The sequence below is a fragment of the Pseudomonas sp. rhizo25 genome (genome assembly GCF_031931935.1).
Lineage (GTDB): Bacteria > Pseudomonadota > Gammaproteobacteria > Pseudomonadales > Pseudomonadaceae > Aquipseudomonas > Aquipseudomonas synxantha.
The window spans coordinates 123,535-148,573 of sequence record NZ_JAUJXA010000007.1; the positions used below are offsets into that span (position 1 = coordinate 123,535).

The 25,039-nt window shown below is 60.0% G+C and carries 24 protein-coding genes; 16 read left to right on the forward strand and 8 right to left on the reverse strand.

The genetic code is table 11. The features are described from left to right. The first annotated feature begins 18 nt into the window (after positions 1–18). Both QZR30_RS17360 and QZR30_RS17365 read left to right on the forward strand, forming a co-directional pair. The gene (locus QZR30_RS17360; protein ID WP_046069611.1) at positions 19–447 is read left to right on the forward strand and encodes a DUF4160 domain-containing protein; all 429 of its coding nucleotides are present in this window, start codon (positions 19–21) and stop codon (positions 445–447) included. Further along, a complete protein-coding gene (locus QZR30_RS17365; protein ID WP_059397683.1) occupies positions 444–899 on the forward strand; it encodes a DUF2442 domain-containing protein in 456 nt (151 codons plus the stop codon). Before QZR30_RS17360 ends, QZR30_RS17365 begins: the two co-directional genes overlap by 4 nt. Positions 900–936: 37 nt before the next feature. Here QZR30_RS17365 and trmA read toward each other — a convergent pair whose 3' ends face one another. Continuing rightward, positions 937–2,016: a tRNA (uridine(54)-C5)-methyltransferase TrmA gene (gene trmA / locus QZR30_RS17370; RefSeq protein ID WP_046069609.1), complete on the reverse strand. Its 1,080-nt coding sequence runs from the start codon at positions 2,014–2,016 to the stop codon at positions 937–939. Beyond that, the gene (locus QZR30_RS17375; RefSeq protein ID WP_034117796.1) at positions 2,013–3,308 is read right to left on the reverse strand and encodes an NCS2 family permease; all 1,296 of its coding nucleotides are present in this window, start codon (positions 3,306–3,308) and stop codon (positions 2,013–2,015) included. Before QZR30_RS17375 ends, trmA begins: the two co-directional genes overlap by 4 nt. 188 nt (positions 3,309–3,496) lie before the next feature. Between QZR30_RS17375 and QZR30_RS17380 the strand changes: the two genes are divergently transcribed. From QZR30_RS17380 to QZR30_RS17395, 4 genes are all read left to right on the forward strand, one after another. Beyond that, positions 3,497–3,943 carry a DUF4879 domain-containing protein gene (locus QZR30_RS17380; RefSeq protein WP_056845809.1) on the forward strand — a complete coding sequence of 149 codons (447 nt, stop codon included), beginning with the start codon at positions 3,497–3,499 and terminating at the stop codon, positions 3,941–3,943. Positions 3,944–4,040: 97 nt separating this feature from the next. Further along, positions 4,041–4,565, forward strand: coding sequence for a (2Fe-2S)-binding protein (locus QZR30_RS17385; RefSeq protein ID WP_311903741.1), 525 nt, complete (start codon positions 4,041–4,043; stop codon positions 4,563–4,565). Then, positions 4,562–5,551 carry an FAD binding domain-containing protein gene (locus tag QZR30_RS17390; RefSeq protein ID WP_046069608.1) on the forward strand — a complete coding sequence of 330 codons (990 nt, stop codon included), beginning with the start codon at positions 4,562–4,564 and terminating at the stop codon, positions 5,549–5,551. The genes QZR30_RS17385 and QZR30_RS17390 overlap by 4 nt, the downstream gene beginning before the upstream one ends. After that, positions 5,548–7,731 carry a xanthine dehydrogenase family protein molybdopterin-binding subunit gene (locus QZR30_RS17395; protein WP_274356062.1) on the forward strand — a complete coding sequence of 728 codons (2,184 nt, stop codon included), beginning with the start codon at positions 5,548–5,550 and terminating at the stop codon, positions 7,729–7,731. Before QZR30_RS17390 ends, QZR30_RS17395 begins: the two co-directional genes overlap by 4 nt. Positions 7,732–7,843: 112 nt before the next feature. On the opposite strand, the gene QZR30_RS17400 is transcribed toward QZR30_RS17395, so the two are convergent. Next, positions 7,844–9,094: an MFS transporter gene (locus tag QZR30_RS17400; protein WP_046069606.1), complete on the reverse strand. Its 1,251-nt coding sequence runs from the start codon at positions 9,092–9,094 to the stop codon at positions 7,844–7,846. Between the two features lie 317 nt (positions 9,095–9,411). On the opposite strand from QZR30_RS17400, the gene QZR30_RS17405 reads away from it, so the two are divergent. From QZR30_RS17405 to QZR30_RS17415, 3 genes are read left to right on the forward strand one after another with little or no spacing between them, the layout of a single operon-like run. Next, a complete protein-coding gene (locus QZR30_RS17405; protein WP_046069605.1) occupies positions 9,412–10,851 on the forward strand; it encodes a cytochrome ubiquinol oxidase subunit I in 1,440 nt (479 codons plus the stop codon). Position 10,852: 1 nt separating this feature from the next. Beyond that, positions 10,853–11,860, forward strand: a complete 1,008-nt coding sequence (cydB, locus tag QZR30_RS17410; RefSeq protein WP_046069604.1) for a cytochrome d ubiquinol oxidase subunit II — start codon at positions 10,853–10,855, stop codon at positions 11,858–11,860. A gap of 12 nt (positions 11,861–11,872) precedes the next feature. Further along, on the forward strand, positions 11,873–12,040 hold the full coding sequence (locus QZR30_RS17415) for a DUF2474 domain-containing protein (protein WP_068965453.1): 168 nt from the start codon (positions 11,873–11,875) through the stop codon (positions 12,038–12,040). Positions 12,041–12,123: 83 nt separating this feature from the next. Here the strand turns inward: QZR30_RS17415 and QZR30_RS17420 are convergent, their stop codons facing one another. After that, entirely contained in the window at positions 12,124–13,248 is a 1,125-nt protein-coding gene (locus tag QZR30_RS17420) for a methyltransferase (protein WP_046069603.1), read from the reverse strand. A 141-nt stretch (positions 13,249–13,389) separates the two neighbouring features. After that, positions 13,390–14,100, reverse strand: a complete 711-nt coding sequence (locus tag QZR30_RS17425; protein ID WP_046069602.1) for a LuxR family transcriptional regulator — start codon at positions 14,098–14,100, stop codon at positions 13,390–13,392. 448 nt (positions 14,101–14,548) lie between these two features. Here QZR30_RS17425 and QZR30_RS17430 point away from each other — a divergent pair, with 448 nt between their 5' ends. Beyond that, positions 14,549–15,325 (forward strand): ferredoxin--NADP reductase, encoded by a 777-nt coding sequence (locus QZR30_RS17430; protein ID WP_046069601.1) that lies wholly within the window; start codon positions 14,549–14,551, stop codon positions 15,323–15,325. Positions 15,326–15,368: 43 nt separating this feature from the next. On the opposite strand, the gene mscL is transcribed toward QZR30_RS17430, so the two are convergent. Then, entirely contained in the window at positions 15,369–15,785 is a 417-nt protein-coding gene (gene mscL / locus QZR30_RS17435; protein ID WP_043048461.1) for a large-conductance mechanosensitive channel protein MscL, read from the reverse strand. Between the two features lie 286 nt (positions 15,786–16,071). On the opposite strand from mscL, the gene QZR30_RS17440 reads away from it, so the two are divergent. From QZR30_RS17440 to radA, 3 genes are read left to right on the forward strand one after another with little or no spacing between them, the layout of a single operon-like run. Next, positions 16,072–17,613 (forward strand): catalase, encoded by a 1,542-nt coding sequence (locus QZR30_RS17440; RefSeq protein ID WP_059397688.1) that lies wholly within the window; start codon positions 16,072–16,074, stop codon positions 17,611–17,613. 58 nt (positions 17,614–17,671) lie between these two features. Beyond that, positions 17,672–18,211, forward strand: coding sequence for an ankyrin repeat domain-containing protein (locus tag QZR30_RS17445; protein ID WP_046069599.1), 540 nt, complete (start codon positions 17,672–17,674; stop codon positions 18,209–18,211). Between the two features lie 35 nt (positions 18,212–18,246). Beyond that, positions 18,247–19,614, forward strand: a complete 1,368-nt coding sequence (radA, locus tag QZR30_RS17450) for a DNA repair protein RadA (RefSeq protein ID WP_046069598.1) — start codon at positions 18,247–18,249, stop codon at positions 19,612–19,614. A 68-nt stretch (positions 19,615–19,682) separates the two neighbouring features. Here radA and QZR30_RS17455 read toward each other — a convergent pair whose 3' ends face one another. Then, complete coding sequence (locus QZR30_RS17455; protein WP_311903747.1) at positions 19,683–20,051, reverse strand: PilZ domain-containing protein; 369 nt, start codon at positions 20,049–20,051, stop codon at positions 19,683–19,685. 175 nt (positions 20,052–20,226) lie between these two features. Here QZR30_RS17455 and QZR30_RS17460 point away from each other — a divergent pair, with 175 nt between their 5' ends. The 3 genes from QZR30_RS17460 (at position 20,227) to yjiA (ending at position 23,620) form a co-directional block, all read left to right on the forward strand. Next, a complete protein-coding gene (locus tag QZR30_RS17460) occupies positions 20,227–22,293 on the forward strand; it encodes a carbon starvation CstA family protein (RefSeq protein ID WP_043048455.1) in 2,067 nt (688 codons plus the stop codon). Positions 22,294–22,308: 15 nt separating this feature from the next. After that, on the forward strand, positions 22,309–22,506 hold the full coding sequence (locus tag QZR30_RS17465) for a YbdD/YjiX family protein (protein ID WP_003194308.1): 198 nt from the start codon (positions 22,309–22,311) through the stop codon (positions 22,504–22,506). 154 nt (positions 22,507–22,660) lie between these two features. Then, entirely contained in the window at positions 22,661–23,620 is a 960-nt protein-coding gene (gene yjiA, locus QZR30_RS17470; protein WP_059397690.1) for a GTPase, read from the forward strand. Between the two features lie 126 nt (positions 23,621–23,746). Here the strand turns inward: yjiA and glyA are convergent, their stop codons facing one another. Further along, positions 23,747–25,000 carry a serine hydroxymethyltransferase gene (gene glyA / locus QZR30_RS17475; RefSeq protein WP_311903749.1) on the reverse strand — a complete coding sequence of 418 codons (1,254 nt, stop codon included), beginning with the start codon at positions 24,998–25,000 and terminating at the stop codon, positions 23,747–23,749. Positions 25,001–25,039: the final 39 nt, after the last annotated feature.

Below are 25,039 nucleotides of genomic sequence, written 5' to 3' on the forward strand. Positions count from 1 at the left end.
CCTAACGGATGGGTTACGATGAGAGTAGGTGCTTACAAAGGCTACGTGATTTCGGTGTTTGTCAGGGATGAGCATTGCCCGCCCCATGTGCATGTCAGGGGCAAGGGATGGGATGTACGTTTTCGTTTCAGTTTTTTGGATGGGGATGTCGAGTTGTGGGACGTGGAGCCTGAACGGAGGCGGCCACCCATGGCGGTTTTGAATGAGATACGCGGGGCGATCATGCAGCGGCACTACCTGGCGCGGGCACGCAGGATTTGGTGGGAAAAACTGCAGACGGTTTGCCTGGAGAATCATTCCTGGAATTGGGACGCAGGTGAATTGGTTCCAGGGTTGGTCATTCGACCGGGTGTCTACGTCATTGCAAGCGCACGGCACGACGTTGTCGAGCAACGGACTATTTTGAATCTGATAAGAGCGCCAGATTGTGTGGGGATTAATTTATGAAGATCGTAAAAGCTAAGGTCAAACCTTATGTACCTCTCACTGAAGCTGACGTTGACAAGGCAATCGTCCGAGGGCGCAGGTTGAAACGCCTGTACGCCAACGCCAGCAACGTACGTTATGAAAACGACTGTCTCTCCATTGGCTTCAGCGACGGCAGCCGCATCATGTTGCCGGTGGCTGGCCTGCCGGAGTTCGAAGGCTTTTCAGAGAAAGATTTCCAGCAGTTGGAGGTGACTTTCGGTGGCAAAGCGATTAGCTGTGAGGCTCAGGGCCTGGATGTTTCGATCACCGGCCTGATCGCCACAAGCCAACCGCTGATGGAACTGGCAACCAGCCTGGTGGCATCGCGCAATGGTCGCAAAAGCAGCGCGGCCAAATCCGCCGCCGCCCGCGCCAATGGCAAGAAGGGCGGGCGGCCGCGCAAGGAAACACCGGATACCTCAGACACATGAATAACCCATGTGGGAGGGGGCTCAGGGATCTGGGCAATTACCTGCGGGTCAGCAACACACCCGATTCCATATGGTGCGTCCACGGGAACTGGTCAAACATCGCGCACTGGGTAATCCGGTGCGTGTCATGCAGTTGCGCGATATTCGCCGCAAGCGTCTCCGGGTTGCAGGAGATGTACAGGATGTTGTCGAAACGCCGGGTCAGTTCGCAAGTGTCCGGGTCCATGCCGGCGCGGGGTGGGTCGACGAACACGCTGCCAAACTCGTAGCTTTTCAGGTCGATGCCGTGCAGGCGGCGGAACGGACGTACTTCATTCAGGGCTTCGGTCAACTCTTCGGCGGAGAGGCGCACCAGGGTGACGTTATCCACCTTGTTTTCATCGAGGTTGCTCAAGGCCGCGTTCACCGAGGTCTTGCTGATCTCGGTAGCCAGCACGTTACGCACGCGCGTGGCCAGTGGCAGGGTGAAGTTGCCGTTGCCGCAATACAGCTCCAGCAGATCGTCCGGGCGATCGCCCAGGGCTTCATAGGCCCAGTTGAGCATCTTCTGGTTCACCGTGCCGTTGGGCTGGGTGAAGGCACCTTCGGGTTGGCGGTAGCTGAAGGTGCGGCCACCAACGTCAAGTTTCTCCACCACGTAGTCCTGGCCGATCACATCGCGCTTGCCCTTGGAGCGGCCGATGATGCTCACGTTCAACTCCGCCGCCAGCTTGTTTGCGGCGGTGTGCCAATGTTCGTCCAGGGGGCGGTGGTAACACAGGGTGATCATCGCGTCGCCGGCCAGGGTGGTGAGGAACTCCACCTGGAACAGCTTGTGGCTCAGGGCGGCGCTGGCTTGCCAGGCGGCCTTGAGTTGCGGCATCAGTTGGTTGATACGCTGGCTGGCGATAGGGAATGCTTCGATCAGGATCGGCGTGCGCTTGTCGTCCTGGGAAAACATCGCGTAGTGGCGCTCGCCACCCTCCCGCCACAGGCGGAACTCCGCGCGCAGGCGGAAGTTCTGCAAGGGCGAGTCGAAGACCTGCGGCTCGGGCGCGTCGAAGGGGGCCAGCAGGTCACGCAGGCGCGTGACCTTGTCTTGCAGTTGAACGGTGTAGGTTGCGGCGTCAAAAATCATGCGTTGAACCAGCCCAGCTTGATCACAAACAGAATCGACAGGATCACCAGTGCCGGGTTCAGCTCACGGTAGCGGCCCGAAAGCAGCTTGATGGCGGTCCAGGCGATGAAACCGAAGGCGATGCCGTTGGCGATGGAGTAAGTGAAGGGCATCGCCAGGGCGGTGATCACCACCGGCGCTGCAACAGTAATGTCATCCCAGTCGATTTCGGCCAGGCCAGAAGTCATCAACACCGCAACGAACAGCAGCGCTGGCGCGGTGGCGAAGGCCGGCACACTGGCCGCCAGAGGTGAGAAGAACAGCGCCAGCAGGAACAGGATCGCAACCACGATGGCGGTCAAGCCGGTGCGACCACCAGCACTCACGCCCGCAGCGGATTCGATGTAGCTGGTGGTGGTCGAGGTGCCCAGCAAGGAGCCGGCCATGGCGGCGGTGCTGTCGGCGATCAGCGCACGGCCCATTTTCGGCATATGGCCGTCCTTGCCCATCAGGCCGGCCCGCTTGGCGACGCCGATCAGGGTGCCGGAGTTATCGAACAGGTCGACGAACAGGAAGGCGAAGATCACGCTGACCAGGCCGATATCCAGGGCGCCTTTGATATCCAGCTGCAGGAAGGTCGGGGCGAGGGACGGTGGCATCGAAGTCACGCCGCCGAACGGAGTGACGCCCAACAGGATCGAGACAATCGTCACCGCCAGGATGCCGATCAACACGGCGCCACGTACCGCAAGGGCTTCCAGCGCGACGATCAGCACGAAACCGAGGGTGGCGAGGATCGGCGCGGGTTGCTTCAGGTCGCCCAGGCCCACCAGGGTCGCCGGGTTGGCGACTACGATACCGGCGTTGTGCAGGGCGATCAGCGCCAGGAACAGGCCGATACCGGCGGCAATTGCCGAACGTAGGGGCAGGGGGATGCTGTTGATGATCCACTCGCGGATACGGAAGATCGACAGCAGGAAGAACAGCACCGCCGAAATGAACACCGCGCCCAACGCCACCTGCCAGGTATGGCCCATGTGCAGAACCACGGTGTAGGTAAAGAAGGCGTTGAGGCCCATGCCCGGTGCCAGCGCAATCGGGTAGTTGGCGATCAGGCCCATCACGGTGGAGCCGATGGCGGCGGCCAGGCAGGTGGCGACAAACACCGCGCCCTTGTCCATGCCGGTCTCGCCGAGGATGCTCGGGTTCACGAACAGGATGTAGGCCATGGCCAGGAAGGTAGTGATACCCGCGAGAATCTCGGTGCGCACATTGGTGTTGTGTGCTTTGAGTTGAAACAGCTTTTCCAGCATGCCGGCTCCCTGTGACGCTATCTTGCGTCGTTATTTGTTGACCTCTAAGTCAAAGCACAAACTGCGCCAAGCGCCTGTGGTTTCAGAGAGGATCGGAAAAAGCGGCGCATCATACCAGCAGCCGAGGCTGTGTGGCGCATGGCCTTGAGGCATACTGCGCCGACGTTCAATACCGGGTCATTGCCAGCATGAAAAAAGCCAACGCGTGGAGTCTAGCTCTGATCGCCAGTATCAGCCTGTGGCTGGGTGCAGCACCGGCGTGGGGCGCGGCTGCACCGGCCTTGAGCGAGGTGCGGGTGTTCAAGGTGGAATCGGCCAAGTGCAGCGAAGCGATCCCGGAACGGGTCAACACCACCCAGATGTGCGAGCACCGCGGGCCCACCAAGGTTTCGGTCATGGAAGTCGGCCTGGGCAACAGCCCGATGGGGCGCTTCAACGGCGCAGAGTTGAACGGGCAACGCACGGCGGTGTGCCAGGTCGGCAACATCAGTGAGGCCTGCAACGGCGTGGGCACATTGATGGGCTACATCTATGTGTTCGACCTGAATGTGCAGGCCCAGGGCTGGTTCGAATTCACCAACACCTCGATCAACCCGCCGCAAAACACCTTGAAAGCCCAGCTCAATATCCGCTGATCAATCATCTTGAACGCTCAAAACCCCGGGAAGTCGTACCCCTGAGACGGCGATTTTCCTGAACGCCGCGGATGTACACCAACCCGTGAGGTGTTTTATGAGCGCGACCCCTAATGGCGCGGCGGCCCAACCGTTCGTCGCCCACTCGATTCGATTGACCCTCAATGGCCAGGATCGCCAATTGGACGTGCTGCCCTGGACCACCTTGCTGGACCTGTTGCGCGAACAACTGGACCTGGTTGGCAGCAAAAAAGGCTGCGACCACGGCCAATGTGGCGCCTGCACGGTATTACGCGATGGCAAGCGCGTGAATGCCTGCCTGACCCTCGCCGTGATGTGCGATGGCGCCGAGCTGACCACCATCGAAGGCTTGGCCGAAGGCGACCAACTGCACCCCATGCAGCAAGCCTTTATCAAACACGATGCCTTCCAGTGCGGCTACTGCACCCCCGGGCAGATCTGTTCCGCCGTGGGCCTGGCCAATGAAGGCCGCGCCTATGACAGTGCCCAGATCCAGGAATTGATGAGCGGCAACCTCTGCCGTTGCGGCGCCTACACCAATATCCGTGATGCCATCGAAGAGGCGCTGCCAGCGTGCCGCACCACGGGAGGTGAGCAATGAACCCTTTCCAGTACAGCAAACCTGCCGATGTGCACGAAGCGGTGCAGTCGAGCAGTGCGGTATCGCGCTTCATTGCTGGCGGCACCAACCTGTTGGATTTGATGAAAGAAAACATCAGCCGCCCCGAGCACCTGATCGATATCACTGGCCTGCCACTGCATGGGATTGAAGAAACTGCCGAGGGCGGTGTGCGTATCGGCGCGCTGGTGAGCAATGCCGACCTGGCCTGGCACCCGCTGATTGAACAGCGCTACCCGTTGCTGTCCCAGGCGATCCTGGCCGGGGCTTCGCCGCAACTGCGCAACATGGCCAGTACCGGCGGCAACCTGTTGCAGCGCACCCGTTGCTACTATTTCTATGACGCGACGGTGCCGTGCAACAAGCGCGAGCCCGGCAGCGGTTGCCCGGCGCGCAGCGGTTTGAATCGCATCCATGCGATCCTGGGCGCCAGCGAGCACTGCGTGGCCACCCATCCTTCGGACATGTGCGTGGCCCTGGCGGCGCTGGAGGCGCGGGTACATGTCGAGGGGCGCGGCGGTGCGCGAGTCATCGAGTTTGCCGACTTCCACCGCCTGCCCGGTGATGCGCCGCAGCGCGATAACCAGTTGGCCGACGACGAGTTGATCACCGCCATCGAGTTGCCCGCCGACCATCTGGCCCGGCACAGCCATTACCTGAAAATCCGCGATCGGGCGTCCTACGCTTTTGCTTTGGTGTCGGTCGCCGCAGCCCTTGAGCTTGATGGCGAGACCATCATCGATGCGCGCCTGGCCCTGGGTGGTGTGGCGCACAAACCCTGGCGTGACCGTGCGGTAGAAACTTCATTGATCGGCCAGGCCGTCAGCCGCGAAACCTTCAGCAACGCCGCCGACGCCCTGCTGCAAGATGCCGAGCCGCTTGAACACAACGGCTTCAAGGTCAAGTTGGCGCGTCGCGCAATCATTCGTGCCCTGAGCGATGCAGCGGTCGCAGGAGAACAGCCATGAGTGCCATCGGTAAACCCCTGGACCGTGTCGACGGCCTGCTTAAAGTCACTGGACAAGCGCGTTATGCCGGTGAGTTTCCCGAACATGGCCTGCTGCATGGCAGCGTGGTCTCCAGCACGATCGCCAAGGGCCGGGTCGTCAGCATTGATACTGCCAAGGCCCTGGCGTTGCCGGGCGTGGTGGCGGTGATCCATCACCTCAATCGACCGAAGATCGCCAGTTACGACGATGCCTTTGCCGATGACGATGCCGCCGATGGCTCGCCGTTTCGCCCGCTCTACAACGATCGTGTGCTCTACAGCGGCCAGCCCCTGGCCCTGGTGATCGCCGATAACCTGGAACTGGCGCGGCATGCCGGCTCACTGGTGCAGATCGAATACGAACGCGAAAGCTTCGAGACGGATTTGCTCACCCAACAGGAGCAGGCCCACCCCTCGCCACAGACGCCGCCCAAGCCACGCGGCAACTTCCAGGCCGAATGGGCGGGCGCCGCGGTCAGCCTCGACTTGCACTACAGCACCCCCATCGAGCACCACAACCCGATGGAACCCCATGCCAGCACCGTGCTGTATCAGCCGGACGGCACTTTGCATATCCACGACAAGACCCAGGGCCCGCAGAACTGCCAGGCCTATGTGCAAAAAGTCTTCGGCCTGGATAAAACCCAGGTGCGCATTTTCGCTGCGTTCGTAGGTGGCGCCTTTGGTTCGGGCCTGCGCCCGCAGTATCAATTGCCACTGGCCGTCATGGCATCCCTGGCACTCAAGCGTTCAGTGCGCGTCACCCTGACTCGCCAGCAGATGTTCACCTTCGGCTATCGCCCGCGCACTTTGCAGCGTTTGCAGATGGGCGCCGCCGCCAACGGGCGCTTGCTGGCCCTGGGGCATACCGCGATTGGCCAGACTTCGCGCTTCGAGGATTTCAGCGAGCACGTGGTGGAATGGAGCGGCATGCTCTACCACTGCGACAACGTGCAACTGACCTACAAGTTGGCGCCGCTGGATGTGTTCACGCCTTTGGATATGCGTGCCCCCGGCGCCGCGTTAGGCGTGATCGGCCTGGAATGCGCCATGGATGAACTGGCCTGCGCCCTGGCTATCGATCCGGTGCAACTGCGCCTGATCAACTACGCCGAGCGCAACCAGAACGAAGACAAGCCCTGGTCGAGCAAGGCTCTGCGTGAGTGTTACAGCGAGGGCGCCGAACGCTTCGGATGGAGCCAGCGCAACCCGGAACCGCGTAGCATGCGCGACGGCCGCCAGTTGATCGGCTGGGGCATGGCCGGCGGCGTGTGGGAAGCCATGCAGATGAAGGCCAGCGCCAAGGCGCGCATCGACGCCGATGGCAAGCTCACGGTCAGCAGCGCTACCACGGATATCGGCACCGGCACCTACACGGTGATGACCCAGATCGCGGCACAGGCCAGTGGCGTGGCGCTGGCCGATATCAATTTCCTGTTGGGTGATTCCTCCCTACCCACGGCGCCGCTGCAGGGTGGTTCGTTTACCGTGTCCTCCGTCGGCACCGCCGTGCAGCAAGCGTGCGAAGCGCTGAACGCCAAATTGCTGAAAATCGCCCGGCAGACTTATCCGGTGTTCAAGGATGTCGAATCCGTAAGGTTCGAGGACGGCAAGTTGCATGCCGGTGACGTGAGTGTGGCGTTGGCCCAGCTCGTCAAGGACAGTGGTGAGGACGTCCTGGAGGTGCAGGTCGACAGTGAGCCCGACAAGAAGCGCGAGGGTTATGCCACCGCCACCCACTCTGCGGTATTTGTCGAGGTGCAGGTGGATGAGGACCTGGGCACTATCAAGGTCAGCCGTGTCGTCAGCGCGATTGCCGCCGGGCGCGTGGTCAACCCGAAGATGGCCCGCAGCCAGATACTCGGCGGCGTGGTATGGGGCATCGGCATGGCCCTGCATGAAGAGACCCAGGTCGATCACCAACTGGGGCGCTACATGAACCACAGCCTGGCCGAGTACCACATCCCGGTGAATGCCGATATCGGCGAGATTGACGTGGTGTTTGTCGAAGAGCACGACGAGATCGTCAATGCCCTGGGGTCCAAGGGGGTGGGAGAGATCGGGATCGTCGGGGTGGCGGCGGCGGTAGCGAATGCGATTTACCACGCCACCGGCAAGCGGGTGCGGGAGTTTCCGATCACCCTGGACAAGGTGCTTTAAAAAAACACCTCATCACCCATGTGGGAGGGGGCTTGCCCCCGATGGCGTCAGGTCAGTCACGGCATCGTCGCCTGACACTCCGCTATCGGGGGCAAGCCCCCTCCCACATTAGCTATGCGGTAGTTTTTTGAATGGGCTCTTCCACCGGCACATGCATACGGTCGCGATTAGCCAGGGTCGGGAACAGCTTGATCCACACCCCAGTCACCACCAGCGTGCCGATACCACCCATGACCACCGCCGGCACAGTGCCGAACCAATGAGCAGTAATCCCGGATTCGAACTCGCCCAACTGGTTCGATGCGCCGATAAACAGGCCATTGACCGCACTGACCCGCCCGCGCATTTCATCCGGCGTTTCCAGCTGCACGAACGACGCGCGGATCACCATGCTGATCATGTCCGCCGCGCCGAGTACCACCAACACTGCCAGGGAGAACCAGAACGAGGTCGACAGACCGAAGGCGATGGTTGCCACGCCAAATACGCCGACGGCGGTAAACATCACGCGGCCGACCTGGCGGTCGACCGAGAACCGCGCCAACCACAATGACATCAACAACGCCCCCACCGCCGGTGCCGAACGCAGCAGGCCCAGGCCCCAGGCGCCGGTCAACAGGATGTCCTTGGCGAACACCGGCAACAGCGCGGTGGCGCCGCCCAGCAGTACGGCGAACAAATCCAGGGAAATGGCGCCGAGGATGTCCGGACGGCTGCGGATAAAACGAATGCCGGCCAGCAACGAATCCAGGGTGGCCTTGCCTTTGTTCAGCGGGGTCTGGCGGGCGGGCAGGTTCAGGGTCAGCACACAAGCGATCAGGTACAGCGCCACGGTCGGGCCGTACACCCACACACTGCCAAACGCATAGAGCAAACCGCCAAGGGCAGGGGCGACGATGGTCGCCAATTGCTGCGCCGATTGCGAGGAGGCCACGGCCCGCGGGAACAGGGCGCTGGGTACGATGCTCGGCAACAGCGCCTGGGTAGTAGGCATTTCAAATGAACGCGCCGCGCCGAGCAGGAACGCGAGAATAAAGATCATCTCGCGGGTCACGTTGCCGGTCAGGCCGCCGATGGCCAGGGACAAGGCAATCAGCGCCTGCAGGGTCTGGCAGATGGCGGCGACTTTGCGTCGCTCATAGCGATCAGCCACATGCCCGGTGTGCAGCATGAACAGCACACGCGGTACGAACTCCACCAGACCCACCAAGCCCAGGTCCAGCACATTGCCGGTCAGTTGGTAGAGGTTCCAGCCGATAGCCACGGTGAGCATCTGGAAGCCGCTGGCAGTAAAGATGCGCGCCAGCCAGAACGCGATGAAAGGGCGGTGGTGACGTAACAATAACGCGGGTTCACTGGGCATCGGGAACTCAGGTCAGGTTGTGGGAATGGCGAGATTAGCACCAAGCTGTAACAAATAGTTGCGAGAACAGGACTGAGGCAAGCTGTCACGCGGCAAAAGACCACACAGTCCTAACGCGAAAATGAGACTACTCTTTTGAGCAATGCTTGATCCAGATCAAAACCTGCCCCGGGATTGTTCTGGCGGTCGCAAGACCAGATTCCCCGCGAGATGGGTAAAAAAAGAAACGAATTGAAATTCGCCACACTCCATATCCGTGGGGGCAGTGGTTGCAGGCTCCCAGCCAGCGGCCGGTATTACCTGACAGAGGAAGACTTATGTTCGGTTTGGAGGCGCTAGATCTCGCCCGAATTCAATTCGCGTTCACCATCTCGTTTCACATCCTGTTCCCGGCGATCACCATCGGCCTGGCCAGTTACCTTGCGGTGCTGGAAGGCTTGTGGCTCAAGACCCACAACGACACCTACCGTGATCTCTACCATTTCTGGTCGAAGATCTTTGCGGTCAACTTCGGCATGGGTGTGGTCTCGGGCCTGGTCATGGCTTATCAGTTCGGCACCAACTGGAGTCGCTTCTCCGACTTCGCCGGCGCCGTCACCGGGCCGTTACTGACGTATGAAGTGCTCACGGCCTTCTTCCTCGAGGCCGGCTTCCTCGGCGTGATGCTGTTCGGCTGGAACAAGGTGGGGCGCAAGCTGCACTTTTTCTCCACGGTAATGGTGGCCGTCGGTACATTGATTTCCACCTTCTGGATTCTCTCGTCCAACAGCTGGATGCAGACGCCCCAGGGCTTTGAAATCATTGACGGTCGCGTGATTCCTACCGATTGGTTCGCGGTCGTCTTCAACCCTTCGTTCCCCTATCGCCTGGCGCACATGGCCACGGCGGCCTTCGTGGCGACCGCATTCTTTGTCGGCTCCTCGGCGGCCTGGCATTTGCTGCGTGGCAAAGACAACCCAGCTATTCGAAAAATGCTGTCGATGGCGATGTGGATGGCCCTGATCGTCGCGCCCATCCAGGCGGTGATCGGTGACTTCCATGGCCTCAATACTCTCAAGCATCAACCGGCAAAAATCGCCGCGATTGAAGGCCACTGGGAAAACATCGGCAACGAGCCGACGCCACTGATCCTGTTCGGCTGGCCGGACATGAAGGCCGAGAAAACCAAATACGCTGTCGAGATCCCGTACCTGGGCAGCTTGATCCTGACTCACTCCCTGGACAAGCAGGTGCCGGCCCTCAAGGAGTTCCCGCCTGAGGACCGCCCCAACTCGACCATTGTGTTCTGGTCGTTCCGGGTCATGGTCGGCCTGGGCTTCCTGATGATCTTCACCGGTCTATTCAGCCTGTGGCTGCGCCGTGGCGACAAGATGTACACGTCCAGGCCGTTCCTGTACCTGGCGTTGTGGATGGGCCCATCCGGCCTGATTGCGATTCTCGCCGGCTGGTTCACCACTGAAATCGGTCGCCAGCCTTGGGTGGTCTACGGGCTGATGCGTACGGCAGATGCTTCGTCCGGGCATAGCCTGGCGCAAATGACCATTACCCTGGTGTTGTTCGTGGTGGTGTACTTCGCGTTGTTCGGGGCCGGTTTGGGCTACATGATGCGCCTGGTGCGCAAAGGGCCTCAGACTCACGAAGGTTCCGAGCCTACCCACGGTGGACCTGGGCAGAAACGCACCCCGGCGCGGCCGTTGTCTGCCGCCGACGATGGCAGCGATAACGACCACGACCACATCCAGCACAAGGGGAATTGAGATGGGTATTGATCTTCCGCTGATCTGGGCCGTGATCATCATCTTCGGCATCATGATGTACGTGGTCATGGACGGCTTCGACCTGGGTATCGGCATCCTTTTCCCGTTTATCCCGGGCAAGGTCGATCGCGACGTCATGATGAACACCGTGGCCCCAGTTTGGGACGGTAACGAAACATGGTTGGTACTCGGCGGCGCGGCGTTGTTTGGCGCGTTCCCGCTGGCGTATTCGGTGGTGTTGTCGGCGTTGTACCTGCCGTTGATCCTGATGCTGATCGGGTTGATCTTCCGTGGCGTGGCCTTCGAGTTCCGCTTCAAGGCCAAGGACCACAAGCGCCATCTGTGGGATAAGGCGTTTATCGGCGGCTCGCTGGCGGCGACCTTCTTTCAGGGCGTGGCGCTGGGCGCCTTCATCGACGGCATTCCGGTGGTCAACCGTCAGTTTGCCGGTGGCTCACTGGACTGGCTCACACCCTTCACGATGTTCTGCGGTGTGGCGTTGATCGTGGCCTATGCCTTGCTCGGCTGCACCTGGCTGATCATGAAGACCGAAGGCAAGTTGCAGGAGCAGATGCATAACCTGGCGCGGCCGTTGGCTTTCGTGGTGTTGGCGGTGATCGGTATCGTCAGCCTCTGGACGCCGTTGACCCACCCGGAAATCGCCTCGCGCTGGTTTACCCTGCCGAACCTGTTCTGGTTCCTGCCAGTGCCGATCCTGGTGCTGGTGACCATGTACGGGTTGTTTCGCGCCGTGGCCCGCCATGCGCACTACACGCCGTTCCTGCTGACGCTGGTGTTGATTTTCCTCGGCTACAGCGGCCTGGGTATCAGCCTGTGGCCGAATATCATCCCGCCGTCCGTGTCGATCTGGGATGCCGCCGCGCCGCCGCAAAGCCAGGGCTTCATGCTGGTGGGAACGTTATTCATCATCCCGTTCATCCTGGGCTACACCTTCTGGAGCTACTACGTGTTCCGTGGCAAGGTCACCCACGAAGACGGCTATCACTAGGAGGGTCGAAACATGTCCGGCAAACCTACGTTGCACGAGATTGAACAGGCCGAGAAGCAGCCGTTGTGGCGGCGCCTGGGTTGGCTGGCGATGATCTGGACCGCCAGCGTGGTGGCCCTGTTCATTGTGGCCAGCCTGATGCGCATGTTCATGAATGCCGCCGGCCTGACCACCCACTGACATCCCCATCCGGGCTTTGCAGCCCGCTTCCTGCTGACTTGAGGGGCAAGCCCTGCTTTTCTTTTTGGAAGGGCAGGGCTTTTTTATTTGCGTGCCTTGAGAATCACGAACTTCGGCGTGGCCGCCACTTGCTCGACACCGCGGAACAAACGCGCCAGCTTGCTGTGGTAGCCCAGGTGACGGTTACCGACGATATACAGGGCGCCGCCGACGACCAGGGCTTCTCGTGCCTGCTGGAACATGCGCCAGGCGAGGAAGTCACCGACAACCTGTTGCTGGTGGAACGGTGGGTTGCACAGCACCACGTCCAGCGATTGTGGCTCCTGGCCGGCCAGTCCATCGTCGGCGCGCACCTGCACGTCACGCGCGCCTAGGGCGGCTTGCCAGTTTTCAGCGGCGGACTGCACGGCCATGTAGGACTCATCTACCAGGGTGTAGTGAGCGTCGGGGTTTTGCAGGGCGCTGGCAATCGCCAGCACGCCATTGCCGCAGCCCAGGTCCGCCACGCGGGCACTGCCGAGGTCTTTGGGCAGGTGTGGCAGGAAGGCGCGAGTGCCGATGTCCAGGCCTTCGCGGCAGAACACGTTGGCGTGGTTGAGCAACTCAATGGCCGGTGCTTCCAGGGTGTAGCGGGTCGGGTAGGGAGAGACCGCCACGGGGCGTTCGGCAGCAGTGGCGATCAGTAACCGTGCCTTTTTTACCGCCAATGAGGCGTGCATCGGCCCGATGTAACGCTCCAGCAACTCGCCTGCCGCCCGTGGCAGATGCTTGACCATCGCAGCGGCGATCACTTCGGCGCCAGGCGCCAGTTGCCCCTGCAGGCGGATAAGTTGTTCCTCCAGCAGCGCCAGGGTTTTCGGGACACGCAGCAAGACGCGATCAAACGGCCCGGTCGCGACCTGGCTGGCCGGCATATACCTCACTGCATCAAAGGCCTTGCCGTTGCGCACGAGGTTTTTCTCCAGCCCCTGTGCGGCGAGGAATGAGTCACCGCTGGAGGTCACCTGCACCTGGCCCTCAAGGCTGGCTGCCAGGGCGCCGAAGCTGTCATTGAGGATCAACACGCGGGTGGCAGCAGGGGGCTGTTGTTCGGCAAGGTAGCTCAGCAGGTACTCGTCGGCGGCATCGAAGGCTTGCAGCGGATCATTATGCTGCTCTGGCTGGCGAATCAGATCGAGCTGGGCGAAGGGGCTGTCGAGCAGGGGCATGGCAGGGGAGGCTCTGGGTAATCGGCGGGCCGTCTGAGTGAACCGCGAAGCAATACCTGCAAGGGCTGCGTCAACACTCAGAATTGACCACAAATGTTACTTTTTTTTGAACCCGATGACATGCAGTGTTTCTTGCGCCGGTTAAAACAGCCCCGCTTTGGAGGCACTGAGTACGGCCGCAATCTTATTGTTGACCCCCAGTTTCTTGAACGTACTGCTGATATGAAAACCTACCGTGCGCTCCGACAGGCAGAGGATGGTGGCGATATCCGAGGCAGTCTTGCCCATGGCTGACCATTTGAGGATTTCCGTTTCCCGTGGAGTCAGTTTGCTCGGAGAATGCACGTCGGAGTTATCGGCATATTTTTGCGCTACCACCGCGTGTAGCGCATGACATAGCCACAAGGCCTGCCCTGCCTTTTCATATAATTCCTGCGGGGTGATTTCGCCAGTACTGCGGCCCAAGGTCAGCATGCTATAGACGCCCTGGAAGTCATGCACCGGTTGTGTCCAAGCCAGATGCACGCCGTAGGATTGGGCCATCGCCCACAACTCGGGTGCGGTTTCAAACGCTTTTTCCTCCCAGACGATAGGCAGTACGCAGCGCTTGCAGTGGGCCACAATCGGGTCTACGTCGAAGTAGTGCGCTCGTTGATAAAGCTTGCTCCATTCATTTGGGTAGTTATTCATCTGAACGGGTTTTGCTTGAGGGCTATGCGATTGACAGCCCATCGTGAATGAACAGTACTGGAAGCCTAGTTCATAGGTATGGTTGAGCACCATCTCAAAGACACTAGTGATCTCGTTTTCCCCTTCCAGTTTGGGGAGGCGAGTAGTGCGCCAGTTTTCCATCAGTGAATCTCCATGGTTTGCAGTTTTACCTGAGTACGTCCTGATCCCGGTGCTTGACGGAAATGAGTGTAGGACACTGCCTACGGATGCGCGTGAAAAGATGCTATATCCAGTTGGATCTAACGGTTGTTTGATTTTGTACAGGGGGGGTTATTTTGTATAAAAACCCTGGCGCAGACAGGTTTTTTTATTTGATTTAAGGGGTTATAAGTGCTGCCAGAGTGATGGCACCTTTAATGCGATGTGCTCGGCGGTAGTAGCTTGGCATTCGATTGATAGCGAAATATTTAGTTTGCGTTCAGTGGCCCCGAGCTTGTGCCGCCAACAGGTCCTTTTGTTCGGCAGGTGATCCAGGGGTTGGCGCCCTTGGCAATGCCAGTACAAATCAACGGTGTTTGCGCGGCCTGCTTTGAGGGACACTAGGCGCCTGTGCAAAACGGAGCCCCCCATGACGGCCAGTGCTGAGAAATTTACCCGCCAGACCTTGCTCGACGTGCAATCGCTGACACCCAGCCTCTTCACCCTGCGCACCACTCGCGACCCCGGTTTTCGTTTTACCGCGGGCCAGTTCGTGCGCCTGGGCGTAACCAAGGCAGACGGCAGCACGGTATGGCGCGCCTATTCCGTGGTGTCGTCGCCGTTCGACGATTACCTCGATTTCTTTTCCATTGTCGTCCCAGGCGGCGAGTTCACCAGTGAACTGAGCCGCCTGCAGGTGGGCGATACCTTGCTGGTGGAACGCCAAGCCACGGGTTTCCTGACCCTGAGCCGCTTCGTGGATGGGCGTGATCTGTGGCTGCTGGGTACCGGTACTGGCGTGGCACCGTTCCTGTCGATCCTGCAGGACTTCGAGGCCTGGGAGAAATTCGAGCGCATCATCCTCGTATACAGCGCACGGGAGGCCAAGGAGCTGGCCTACCAATCGCTGATTAAGGAGCTGGGGACACGTGAGTATCTTACGGAGTACGCCCACAAGCTCACCTATATCCCCATCGTTACCCGTGAGCAGCATCCGGGTGCGTTGAACGGGCGCATTACGGCCTTGATAGAGAACGGTGAGTTGGAGCGTACAGCCGGCGTCGAGCTGACGGCGGAGCACTCGCGCGTATTGATTTGCGGCAACCCGCAGATGGTCGATGACACCCGTCAGTTGCTCAAGCAACGGGACATGCAATTGAGCCTGAGTCGACGTCCGGGCCAGGTTGCAGTAGAAAACTACTGGTAGAAAAAAGGCGCCCTAAGAGGCGCCTTCTTTCTGCAGCCGCTGGTTACAGCGGCTTGTCATTCTGTGCCTTGAGCAGATCGCGGATCTCACCCAACAGCACTTCTTCCTTGCTCGGCGTCGGCGGCAAGCTCGGAGCCACGGCCTCTTCTCGCTTCAGGCGGTTGATGGCCTTTACACCCATGAAGATCGCAAACGCGACGATCACAAAGTCGATGATGCTCTGGATGAACTTGCCATAGGCCAGGACCACTGCGGGTACATCGCCTTGAGCGGCCTTGAGCGTTACTGCCAGGTCGCCAAAGTCCACTCCCCCGATCAGAAGGCCGATAGGCGGCATGATCACGTCGCCTACAAACGAGGAAACAATTTTGCCGAAAGCGGCGCCGATGATGATACCGACGGCCATGTCGACCACATTACCTTTGACCGCGAAGGCCTTGAATTCACTGATCACGCCCATAGGTTATTCCTTGTTACAGTTGAAAAGGGTGGAGGTCAGTGTAATTCAGTCGGTCAAGGCTTGCTCGACACAACTGTTAACACTGTCGATTTTAATCGACACATTAAATCGCAAATAGTTTGCAAAGTGCCACCAGTCGCGCGCGAATTACCCGTCATTTCAGCGAGTTACCAGATTATTTTCTTAATCGGGCCTGTGGTGTTTTTCTATTTATCTTCTGACTCCCAGGTCACTAGCCTCTGACAAGCACAATCGAATGTGCACTAAAAAACCAGAGGAAACCTCAATGAACACTTCACTCAGCCGCAGGCCGGTGTCAGCGCGCCATGCGCTGGCACTGGTAACCGCCAGCCTGCTTTCCCTCTCGGTGCAAGCCGCCAACCTGACCCGCGATAACGGCGCCGCCGTGGGTGATAACCAGAACTCGCAAACCGCCGGTGCCAACGGCCCGGTGTTGCTGCAGGACGTGCAACTGATCCAGAAGCTGCAACGCTTCGACCGCGAACGCATCCCAGAGCGCGTAGTACACGCCCGCGGCACTGGCGCCCATGGCTCGTTTACCGTTACCGACAACCTCAGTGACTTGACCAAGGCCAAGGTGTTCGCTGCTGGTGAAACCACCCCCGTGTTCGTGCGTTTTTCGGCGGTGGTCCACGGTAACCATTCCCCGGAAACCCTACGCGACCCACGGGGCTTCGCCACCAAGTTCTATACCGCCGAAGGTAACTGGGACTTGGTCGGCAATAACTTCCCGACTTTCTTTATCCGTGACGCCATTAAGTTTCCGGACATGGTTCACGCTTTCAAGCCGGACCCCCGCACTAACCTGGATGATGATTCACGCCGTTTCGACTTCTTCTCCCATGTTCCAGAGTCCACTCGTACACTGACCGAGTTGTATTCGGACTCCGGCACGCCAGCCAGCTACCGCGAAATGGACGGCAATGGCGTGCATGCCTACAAGTTGATTAACGCCAAAGGCGAAGTGCACTACGTCAAGTTCCACTGGAAGAGCCTGCAAGGCATCAAGAACCTTGATCCCAAGCAAGTCACCGAGGTTCAGGGTCGTGACTACAGCCATATGACCAATGACTTGGTAACGCACATTAACAAAGGCGACTTCCCTAAGTGGGACTTGTATGTGCAAGTGCTTAAGCCCGAAGACTTGGCCAAGTTCGATTTCGACCCACTGGACGCTACCAAGATCTGGCCGGATGTGCCGCAGCGTAAAGTCGGGCAAATGGTGCTGAACCGCAACCCGGCCAACGTCTTCCAGGAAACCGAGCAAGTCGCCATGGCCCCGGCCAACCTGGTACCGGGCATCGAACCGTCGGAAGATCGCCTGCTGCAAGGCCGGGTATTTTCCTACGCCGATACGCAGATGTACCGCCTGGGCGCCAATGCCCTGCAATTGCCGATCAACGCCCCACGAGTGACCGTCAACAACGGCAACCAGGACGGCGCGATGAACTTCGGCAAGACCACCACCGGCGTGAACTACCAGCCAAGCCGCCTATTGCCACGGGAAGAGCCGCAGACCGCGCGCTACAGCCAGTCGGCGCTGTCGGGCAACACCCAGCAGGCGAAGATCCAGCGTGAGCAAAACTTCAAGCAGGCCGGTGACCTGTACCGCTCCTACTCCAAGAAAGAGCGTCAGGACTTGATCGATAACTTCGGCGGCTCGTTGGCCACCACCGATGACGAGAGCAAGCACATCATCCTGTCGTTTCTCTACAAGGCTGATCCGGAATACGGCACCGGCGTGACCAAGGTCGCCAAGGGTGACCTGGCTCGCGTGAAGGCGCTGGCTGAAAAACTGACCGACTGATCCGTTGGTTGTGGTCGGCGCCCTGATGGGGCGCTGACCTTTTGCAGGAGAAACCCCTATGCGTATTTCTATCGGTTTGCTGATGGCCATGCTGGCCTTCGTCGCCCATGCCGAATCCCCCGACCCGATGGCGCTCAAGGCGCAGTTACAGGATTACTATTTCGATGCTGCCCGCCGTGGTGACCTCGACATGCTCAACACCTTCATCGAGTCTGGCTACGGCCTCAACACCCAGGACGATAAAGGCTACACCGCGCTGATCCTCGCCGCTTATCACGGCCAAGGCCCGTATGTAGAGCGTTTGCTCGGCGCGGGTGCCGACGCCTGTGTGCAAGACAAGCGCGGCAACACGGCGTTGATGGGCGCCATCTTCAAAGGCGAGCTGAAAATTGCCCAGCGTCTGCTGGCAGCCGACTGCAACCCCGATCAACGCAACGGCGCGGGGCAGACTGCCGCTATGTACGCCGGGCTCTTCAAGCGTGTCGAGCTGCTGAGCGAACTGCAAGCCAAAGGCGCCGACTTGAACGCCGAAGACCCCATCGGCAACAGCGCTTCACGTTTGGCTAACGGTGAAATCCGGACCCCGGCGTCGCGCTGAGCTATCATCGCGGTTTTTCGGTTGGAGGTTCTCATATGGCAAAGGCCAAGCGCATGTACGGCTGCACAGAGTGCGGCGCGACCTTTCCCAAATGGGCAGGCCAGTGCTCCGAGTGTGGTGCGTGGAACACCCTGACTGAAACCATGATCGAGAGCGGCGGGGCGGCAGCGCCTACTGGCCGCGCCGGCTGGACCGGGCAACAGGCCCAGATCAAGACCCTGGCCGAGGTCAGTGTCGAAGAGATCCCGCGTTTCTCCACCGCCTCCGGTGAGCTGGATCGCGTACTCGGCGGTGGCCTGGTGGACGGTTCGGTGGTGCTGATCGGCGGTGACCCGGGCATCGGCAAGTCGACCATCCTCTTGCAGACCCTGTGCAGCATCGCCAGCCGCATGCCGGCGCTGTATGTCACGGGCGAAGAGTCCCAGCAACAAGTGGCCATGCGCGCCCGGCGCCTGGGCTTGCCCCAGGACCAGCTGCGGGTCATGACCGAAACCTGCATCGAAAGCATCATTGCCACGGCGCGGATCGAAAAGCCCAAGGTCATGGTGATCGACTCGATCCAGACGATTTTTACCGAGCAATTACAATCGGCACCGGGTGGCGTGTCCCAGGTACGGGAAAGTGCGGCGCTGTTGGTGCGTTATGCCAAGCAGAGTGGCACGGCGATCTTCCTGGTGGGGCATGTGACCAAGGAAGGCGCGTTGGCCGGGCCAAGGGTGTTAGAGCACATGGTCGACACCGTGCTGTATTTCGAAGGTGAATCCGATGGTCGCCTGCGCTTGCTGCGGGCGGTGAAGAACCGTTTTGGCGCGGTGAACGAGCTGGGTGTGTTCGCCATGACCGACCGAGGGCTGAAAGAAGTCTCCAATCCATCGGCGATTTTTCTGACCCGCGCCCAAGAGGAAGTCCCGGGCAGTGTGGTGATGGCCACGTGGGAAGGCACCCGGCCGATGCTGGTGGAAGTCCAGGCGCTGGTGGATGACAGCCATCTGGCCAACCCGCGAAGGGTCACGCTCGGCCTGGACCAGAACCGCCTGGCGATGTTGCTGGCGGTATTGCACCGCCACGGCGGTATCCCGACCCACGACCAGGATGTGTTCCTCAACGTGGTCGGCGGGGTCAAGGTGTTGGAGACCGCCTCCGACCTGGCGCTGATGGCGGCGGTGATGTCCAGCCTGCGCAATCGGCCGTTGCCTCATGACCTGCTGGTATTCGGTGAAGTGGGCTTGTCGGGTGAAGTGCGCCCGGTGCCCAGCGGGCAGGAGCGATTGAAGGAGGCAGCCAAGCATGGCTTCAAGCGTGCGATCGTGCCCAAGGGTAATGCGCCGAAGGAAATGCCCCAGGGGTTGCAGGTGATTGGGGTGACACGCCTGGAGCAGGCGTTGGATGCACTGTTCGAGTAGCCAGCGACACCGCAAAACCAATGTGGGAGGGGGCTTGCCCCCTCCCACATTCAGAGCTCTGTTGGCTTCTAGATTTCCAGCAATGCCGCCAGCTCTCTGTGTAGCTCATCCTCATCCCCCAGATTCAACTCAACCAACCGCCGTAAATGGCTGATCGAATCCAGATCGATGTATTGGCACACGAAGCCCAGTTGCCCGGGATCTTCATGGCTCAACCGTACCTGCATCTTGATATGTGCCTTCGGATCCAGACGTATGTCGACGTCGAACGGCAGCGCTTTATTTCCCTTCCAGCCTTCGGGGCGCTCTATCAGCAGGCCCTTTAACGAGAGATCTACCAACTTAACCGGCAATTCCCATCCGTTTTGCCGAAGTTCGGTCTTGGCGTCAAAAGCTATCCGGCGAAAATTGCGGCGGTCAGGCGCTTGCTCGATCATGGTGAGGCCCTCTTTGGATAGGAGCAGTGTAGCCCTGCGCCACCCTCCAGCGTTTATTTCCACTTTTTTTGGCCATGGCAAGGCTCTAGACCAACGTAGGGGGCTGGTCTTTGATGCCAGTAGCGCTAAACTCCGGATGGCTGTCCTTTCTGTCCACCCTGGCTGGAATATAAAAATGAAAAATAATAATAGCCTGCTACGCCACTTACCCTGGCTGGTGCTGGCAATCGTAGGAGCGTGCGCCCTGGGCGTAGTGGCCTTGCGCCGCGGCGAGGCGATCAACGCCTTGTGGATCGTGGTCGCTGCCGTGGCCATCTATCTGGTTGCGTACCGTTACTACAGTCTGTTCATCGCCAATAACGTGATGCAACTCGATCCGCGGCGGGCCACCCCCGCAGTGGTCAATAACGATGGTCTGGACTATGTGCCGACCAACAAACATATCCTGTTCGGTCACCACTTTGCGGCGATTGCCGGCGCGGGGCCCTTGGTAGGCCCGGTACTGGCGGCGCAAATGGGCTACCTGCCCGGCACCCTGTGGCTGATTGCCGGGGTGGTACTGGCCGGTGCGGTGCAGGACTTCATGATCCTGTTCCTGTCCACCCGCCGCAACGGTCGCTCCCTGGGCGACATGGTCCGCGAAGAGATGGGCCGCATTCCCGGGACTATCGCGCTGTTCGGCTGCTTCCTGATCATGATCATCATCCTCGCGGTGCTGGCGCTGATCGTGGTCAAGGCCCTGGCCGAGAGCCCGTGGGGCATCTTCACGGTGATGGCGACCATCCCGATTGCGATGTTCATGGGCATCTACATGCGCTACATCCGCCCGGGCCGCATCGGTGAAATTTCGATCATCGGCGTGCTGTTGCTGCTCGGTTCGATCTGGCTGGGCGGGCAGATTGCCGCCGACCCGTACTGGGCCAAGGCCTTTACCTTCACCGGGATCCAGATCACCTGGATGCTGATTGGCTACGGCTTCGTGGCTGCCGTGCTGCCGGTCTGGCTGATCCTGGCGCCCCGTGACTACCTGTCGACCTTCCTGAAAATCGGCACCATCATCGCCCTGGCGATTGGCATCCTGGTCACCATGCCTGACCTGAAAATGCCGGCACTGACCCAGTTCATCGACGGCACCGGTCCGGTGTGGAAGGGCGGCCTGTTCCCGTTCCTGTTCATCACCATTGCCTGTGGCGCGGTCTCGGGTTTCCATGCGCTGATCTCCTCGGGTACAACGCCCAAGTTGCTGGCCAGTGAAAGCCACGCCCGTTACATCGGCTACGGCGGCATGCTGATGGAATCGTTCGTAGCCATCATGGCGATGGTTGCCGCTTCGGTGATTGAGCCAGGCGTGTACTTCGCCATGAACAGCCCGGCTGCAATCGTCGGCACCGACGTGGTCACCGTGGCGCAAACCGTTAGCAGCTGGGGCTTTGCAATTACCCCTGAGGCGCTGTCAGCCGTCGCCCACGATATCGGTGAAACCACCATCCTGGCCCGTGCCGGTGGTGCGCCGACATTGGCGGTGGGGATCGCGCAGATCCTGCACAGTGTACTGCCGGGTGAAAACACCATGGCGTTCTGGTACCACTTTGCGATCCTGTTCGAAGCGCTCTTCATCCTCACGGCCGTCGATGCCGGTACCCGTGCCGGTCGCTTCATGCTGCAGGACCTGCTGGGCTCCTTCGTGCCGGCGCTGAAACGCACCGAGTCGTGGACTGCCAATCTGATTGCTACCGCAGGCTGCGTGGCGATGTGGGGATACCTGCTGTACCAAGGCGTGATCGACCCGCTGGGTGGCATCAACACCTTGTGGCCGCTGTTCGGTATCTCCAACCAGATGCTGGCGGGTATCGCGCTGATGCTGGCCACCGTTGTGCTGATCAAGATGAAGCGCCAGCGCTACATCTGGGTAACCATGCTGCCGGCGGTCTGGCTGCTGATCTGCACCACCACCGCAGGCTTCATCAAGCTGTTCGACGCCAACCCGGCGATTGGCTTCCTGTCGCTTGCCAAGAAATACAGCGATGCCTTGGCTAATGGCCAGATCCTGGCCCCGGCCAAGAACATCGACCAGATGCAGCACGTGATCTGGAACGCCTATACCAACGCAACGCTGACGGCGCTGTTTTTGTTCGTGGTGTTCAGCATCCTGTTCTATGCGCTCAAGGTTGGCGTCGCCGCCTGGGGCAACAAAGAGCGTACGGATAAAGAAGCCCCGTTCCAGGCTGTACCGGACGCGTAAACGAGGATTGCAAACATGTTCAATGACATCAGTCGCCTCGGTAAATACCTCGGTCAGGCCGCACGCCTGATGGTCGGCATGCCCGACTACGACACTTACGTCGAGCATATGCAAACCAAGCACCCGGACAAGCCGGTGATGGACTACAAGGCGTTCTTCCGGGAACGCCAGGAGGCCCGTTACGGCGGCAAGGGTGGGCCCAAGTGCTGCTGACCCGTTAATTCGGGCTGGCAGTGGATCTACTGTGGGAGGGGGCTTGCCCCCGATAGCTTTGTGTCAGTGACCTATAAGTGCCTGACACACCGATATCGGGGGCAAGCCCCCTCCCACATTTGTTTTGTGTTCCTTCAGTTATAAGGAGATTTTTTTGTCCTCTCCCATCCCTGTCACCATCCTCAGCGGCTTCCTCGGTGCCGGCAAGACCACCTTGCTGCGCCATCTGCTCAAGGCCGAGCACGGCTTGAAAATCGCCGTGATCGAAAACGAATTCAGCGACGCCGGCATCGACACCCAGCTCTTGGGCGCAGAGCCGGTACAAGTCATGACCCTGTCCAACGGCTGCGTGTGCTGCACCATCCACACCGACCTGACCAAGGCCCTGTACCTGCTGCTCGAGCGCCTGGACAGTGGCGAAATCGCTTTCGACCGGTTGGTGATCGAGTGTACGGGCCTGGCGGATCCAGCCCCTGTCGCCCAGACGTTTTTCATCGACGAAGAACTGCGTGAGCGCTACATTCTCGACGGCATCATCACCCTGGTGGACGCGGCCCACGCCGAGCATCACCTGACCCAAACCATCGCCCAGGCCCAGATCGGCTTTGCCGACCGCCTGCTGGTGAGCAAACGCGACCTGGTGGACGACGCCACATTCGACGCCCTGAGCCAGCGCCTGACCCGTATCAATCGCCGTGCGCCAATTCGTGTGGTCGATCACGGCCAGATTGACTTGGCCGAGTTGCTGGATGTGCGCGGCTTCAACCTCAATGCCGGCATGAGTCTGCGCCCAGTCAGCGCTGCGCCGTCGGTTGACCGTATTTCCAGCCTGGTGCTGCGCACCGAGCAGCCGCTGGATATCGACCGTCTCAGCGAGTTCATGAACGAGTTGCTGGAAGACCACGGCAAGCAACTGCTGCGCTACAAGGGCGTGCTGAATATTGCCGGGGAAGATCGGCGCATGGTGTTTCAGGGCGTGCTGAAACTCTATGGTTTCGACTGGGATACCGAATGGGCCGAGGGCGAGGCGCGGGAGAGTGTGATTGTGTTTATTGCCGATGAATTACCCGAAGACAAAATCCGCGAGGGTTTTGAGCGGGTCTATCAGGCATAAAAAAGCCCACCTGTAGGAGCGAGCTTGCTCGCGAAGAACTCACAGGCAACGCGTGCACCCAAGATGCACGCGTTATCGTTGACGTTTTTCGCGAGCAAGCTCGCTCCTACAGTGGGCTTCTTTGTATTACGCGCCGTATACCGGCAGCTTCTTGCAGATGGCCTTGACCTTCTCACGTACCGCGTCGATCACGGCTTCGTTGTTCAGGTCTGCCAGGATGTCGCAGATCCAGCCGGCCAGTTCCTTGCACTCGGCTTCCTTGAAACCGCGAGTGGTCACTGCCGGGGTGCCGAAGCGCAGGCCGGAGGTGACGAACGGCGAACGTGGGTCGTTCGGTACGGAGTTCTTGTTTACGGTGATGAAGGCTTTGCCCAGGGCAGCGTCAGCATCTTTACCGGAAATGTCCTGCTTGATCAGCGACAGCAGGAACAGGTGGTTTTCAGTACCGCCGGACACCACGTCAAAACCGCGCTCGATGAACACAGCGGCCATGGCCTGGGCGTTCTTCACCACTTGTTGCTGGTAGGTCTTGAACTCAGGCTGCAGTGCTTCCTTGAAGCAGATCGCCTTGGCGGCAATCACGTGCTCCAGCGGGCCACCCTGGGCGCCCGGGAATACCGCGGAGTTGAGCTTCTTCTCGATCTCGGCGTTGGCGCGAGCCAGGATCAGGCCGCCACGTGGACCGCGCAGGGTCTTGTGGGTAGTGGTGGTCACCACGTCAGCGTAAGGCACCGGGTTCGGGTACACGCCCGCTGCTACCAGACCGGCCACGTGGGCCATGTCGACGAACAGGTAGGCACCGACCTTGTCGGCGATTTCACGGAAACGTGGGAAATCCAGGACCTGCGAGTAGGCAGAGAAACCGGCCACGATCATTTTCGGCTTGTGCTCGACCGCCAGGCGCTCGACTTCGTCGTAGTCGATCAGGCCGTCGGCATTGATCCCGTACTGGACGGCGTTGTACAGCTTGCCGGAGGAGGAAACGCTGGCACCGTGGGTCAGGTGGCCGCCGTGGGCCAGGCTCATGCCCAGGATGGTGTCGCCGCCTTGCAGCAGGGCCAGGTACACCGCGCTGTTGGCTTGGGAGCCGGCATGCGGCTGGACGTTGGCGTAATCGGCGCCGAACAGTTGCTTGGCACGGTCGATAGCCAGCTGCTCAACCACGTCGACGTACTCGCAACCACCGTAGTAGCGCTTGCCTGGGTAGCCTTCGGCGTACTTGTTGGTCAGAACCGAACCTTGAGCCTCCATCACCGCAGGGCTGGTGTAGTTTTCCGAAGCGATCAGCTCAATGTGCTCTTCCTGGCGCACGGCTTCTTGCTCCATGGCGGCGAAGAGATCGGCGTCGTACTTGGCAATAGTCAAATCACGGCTGAACATGGCGGTCCTCAAGGATCGGGGGCAGAAAAGGAGGGCATT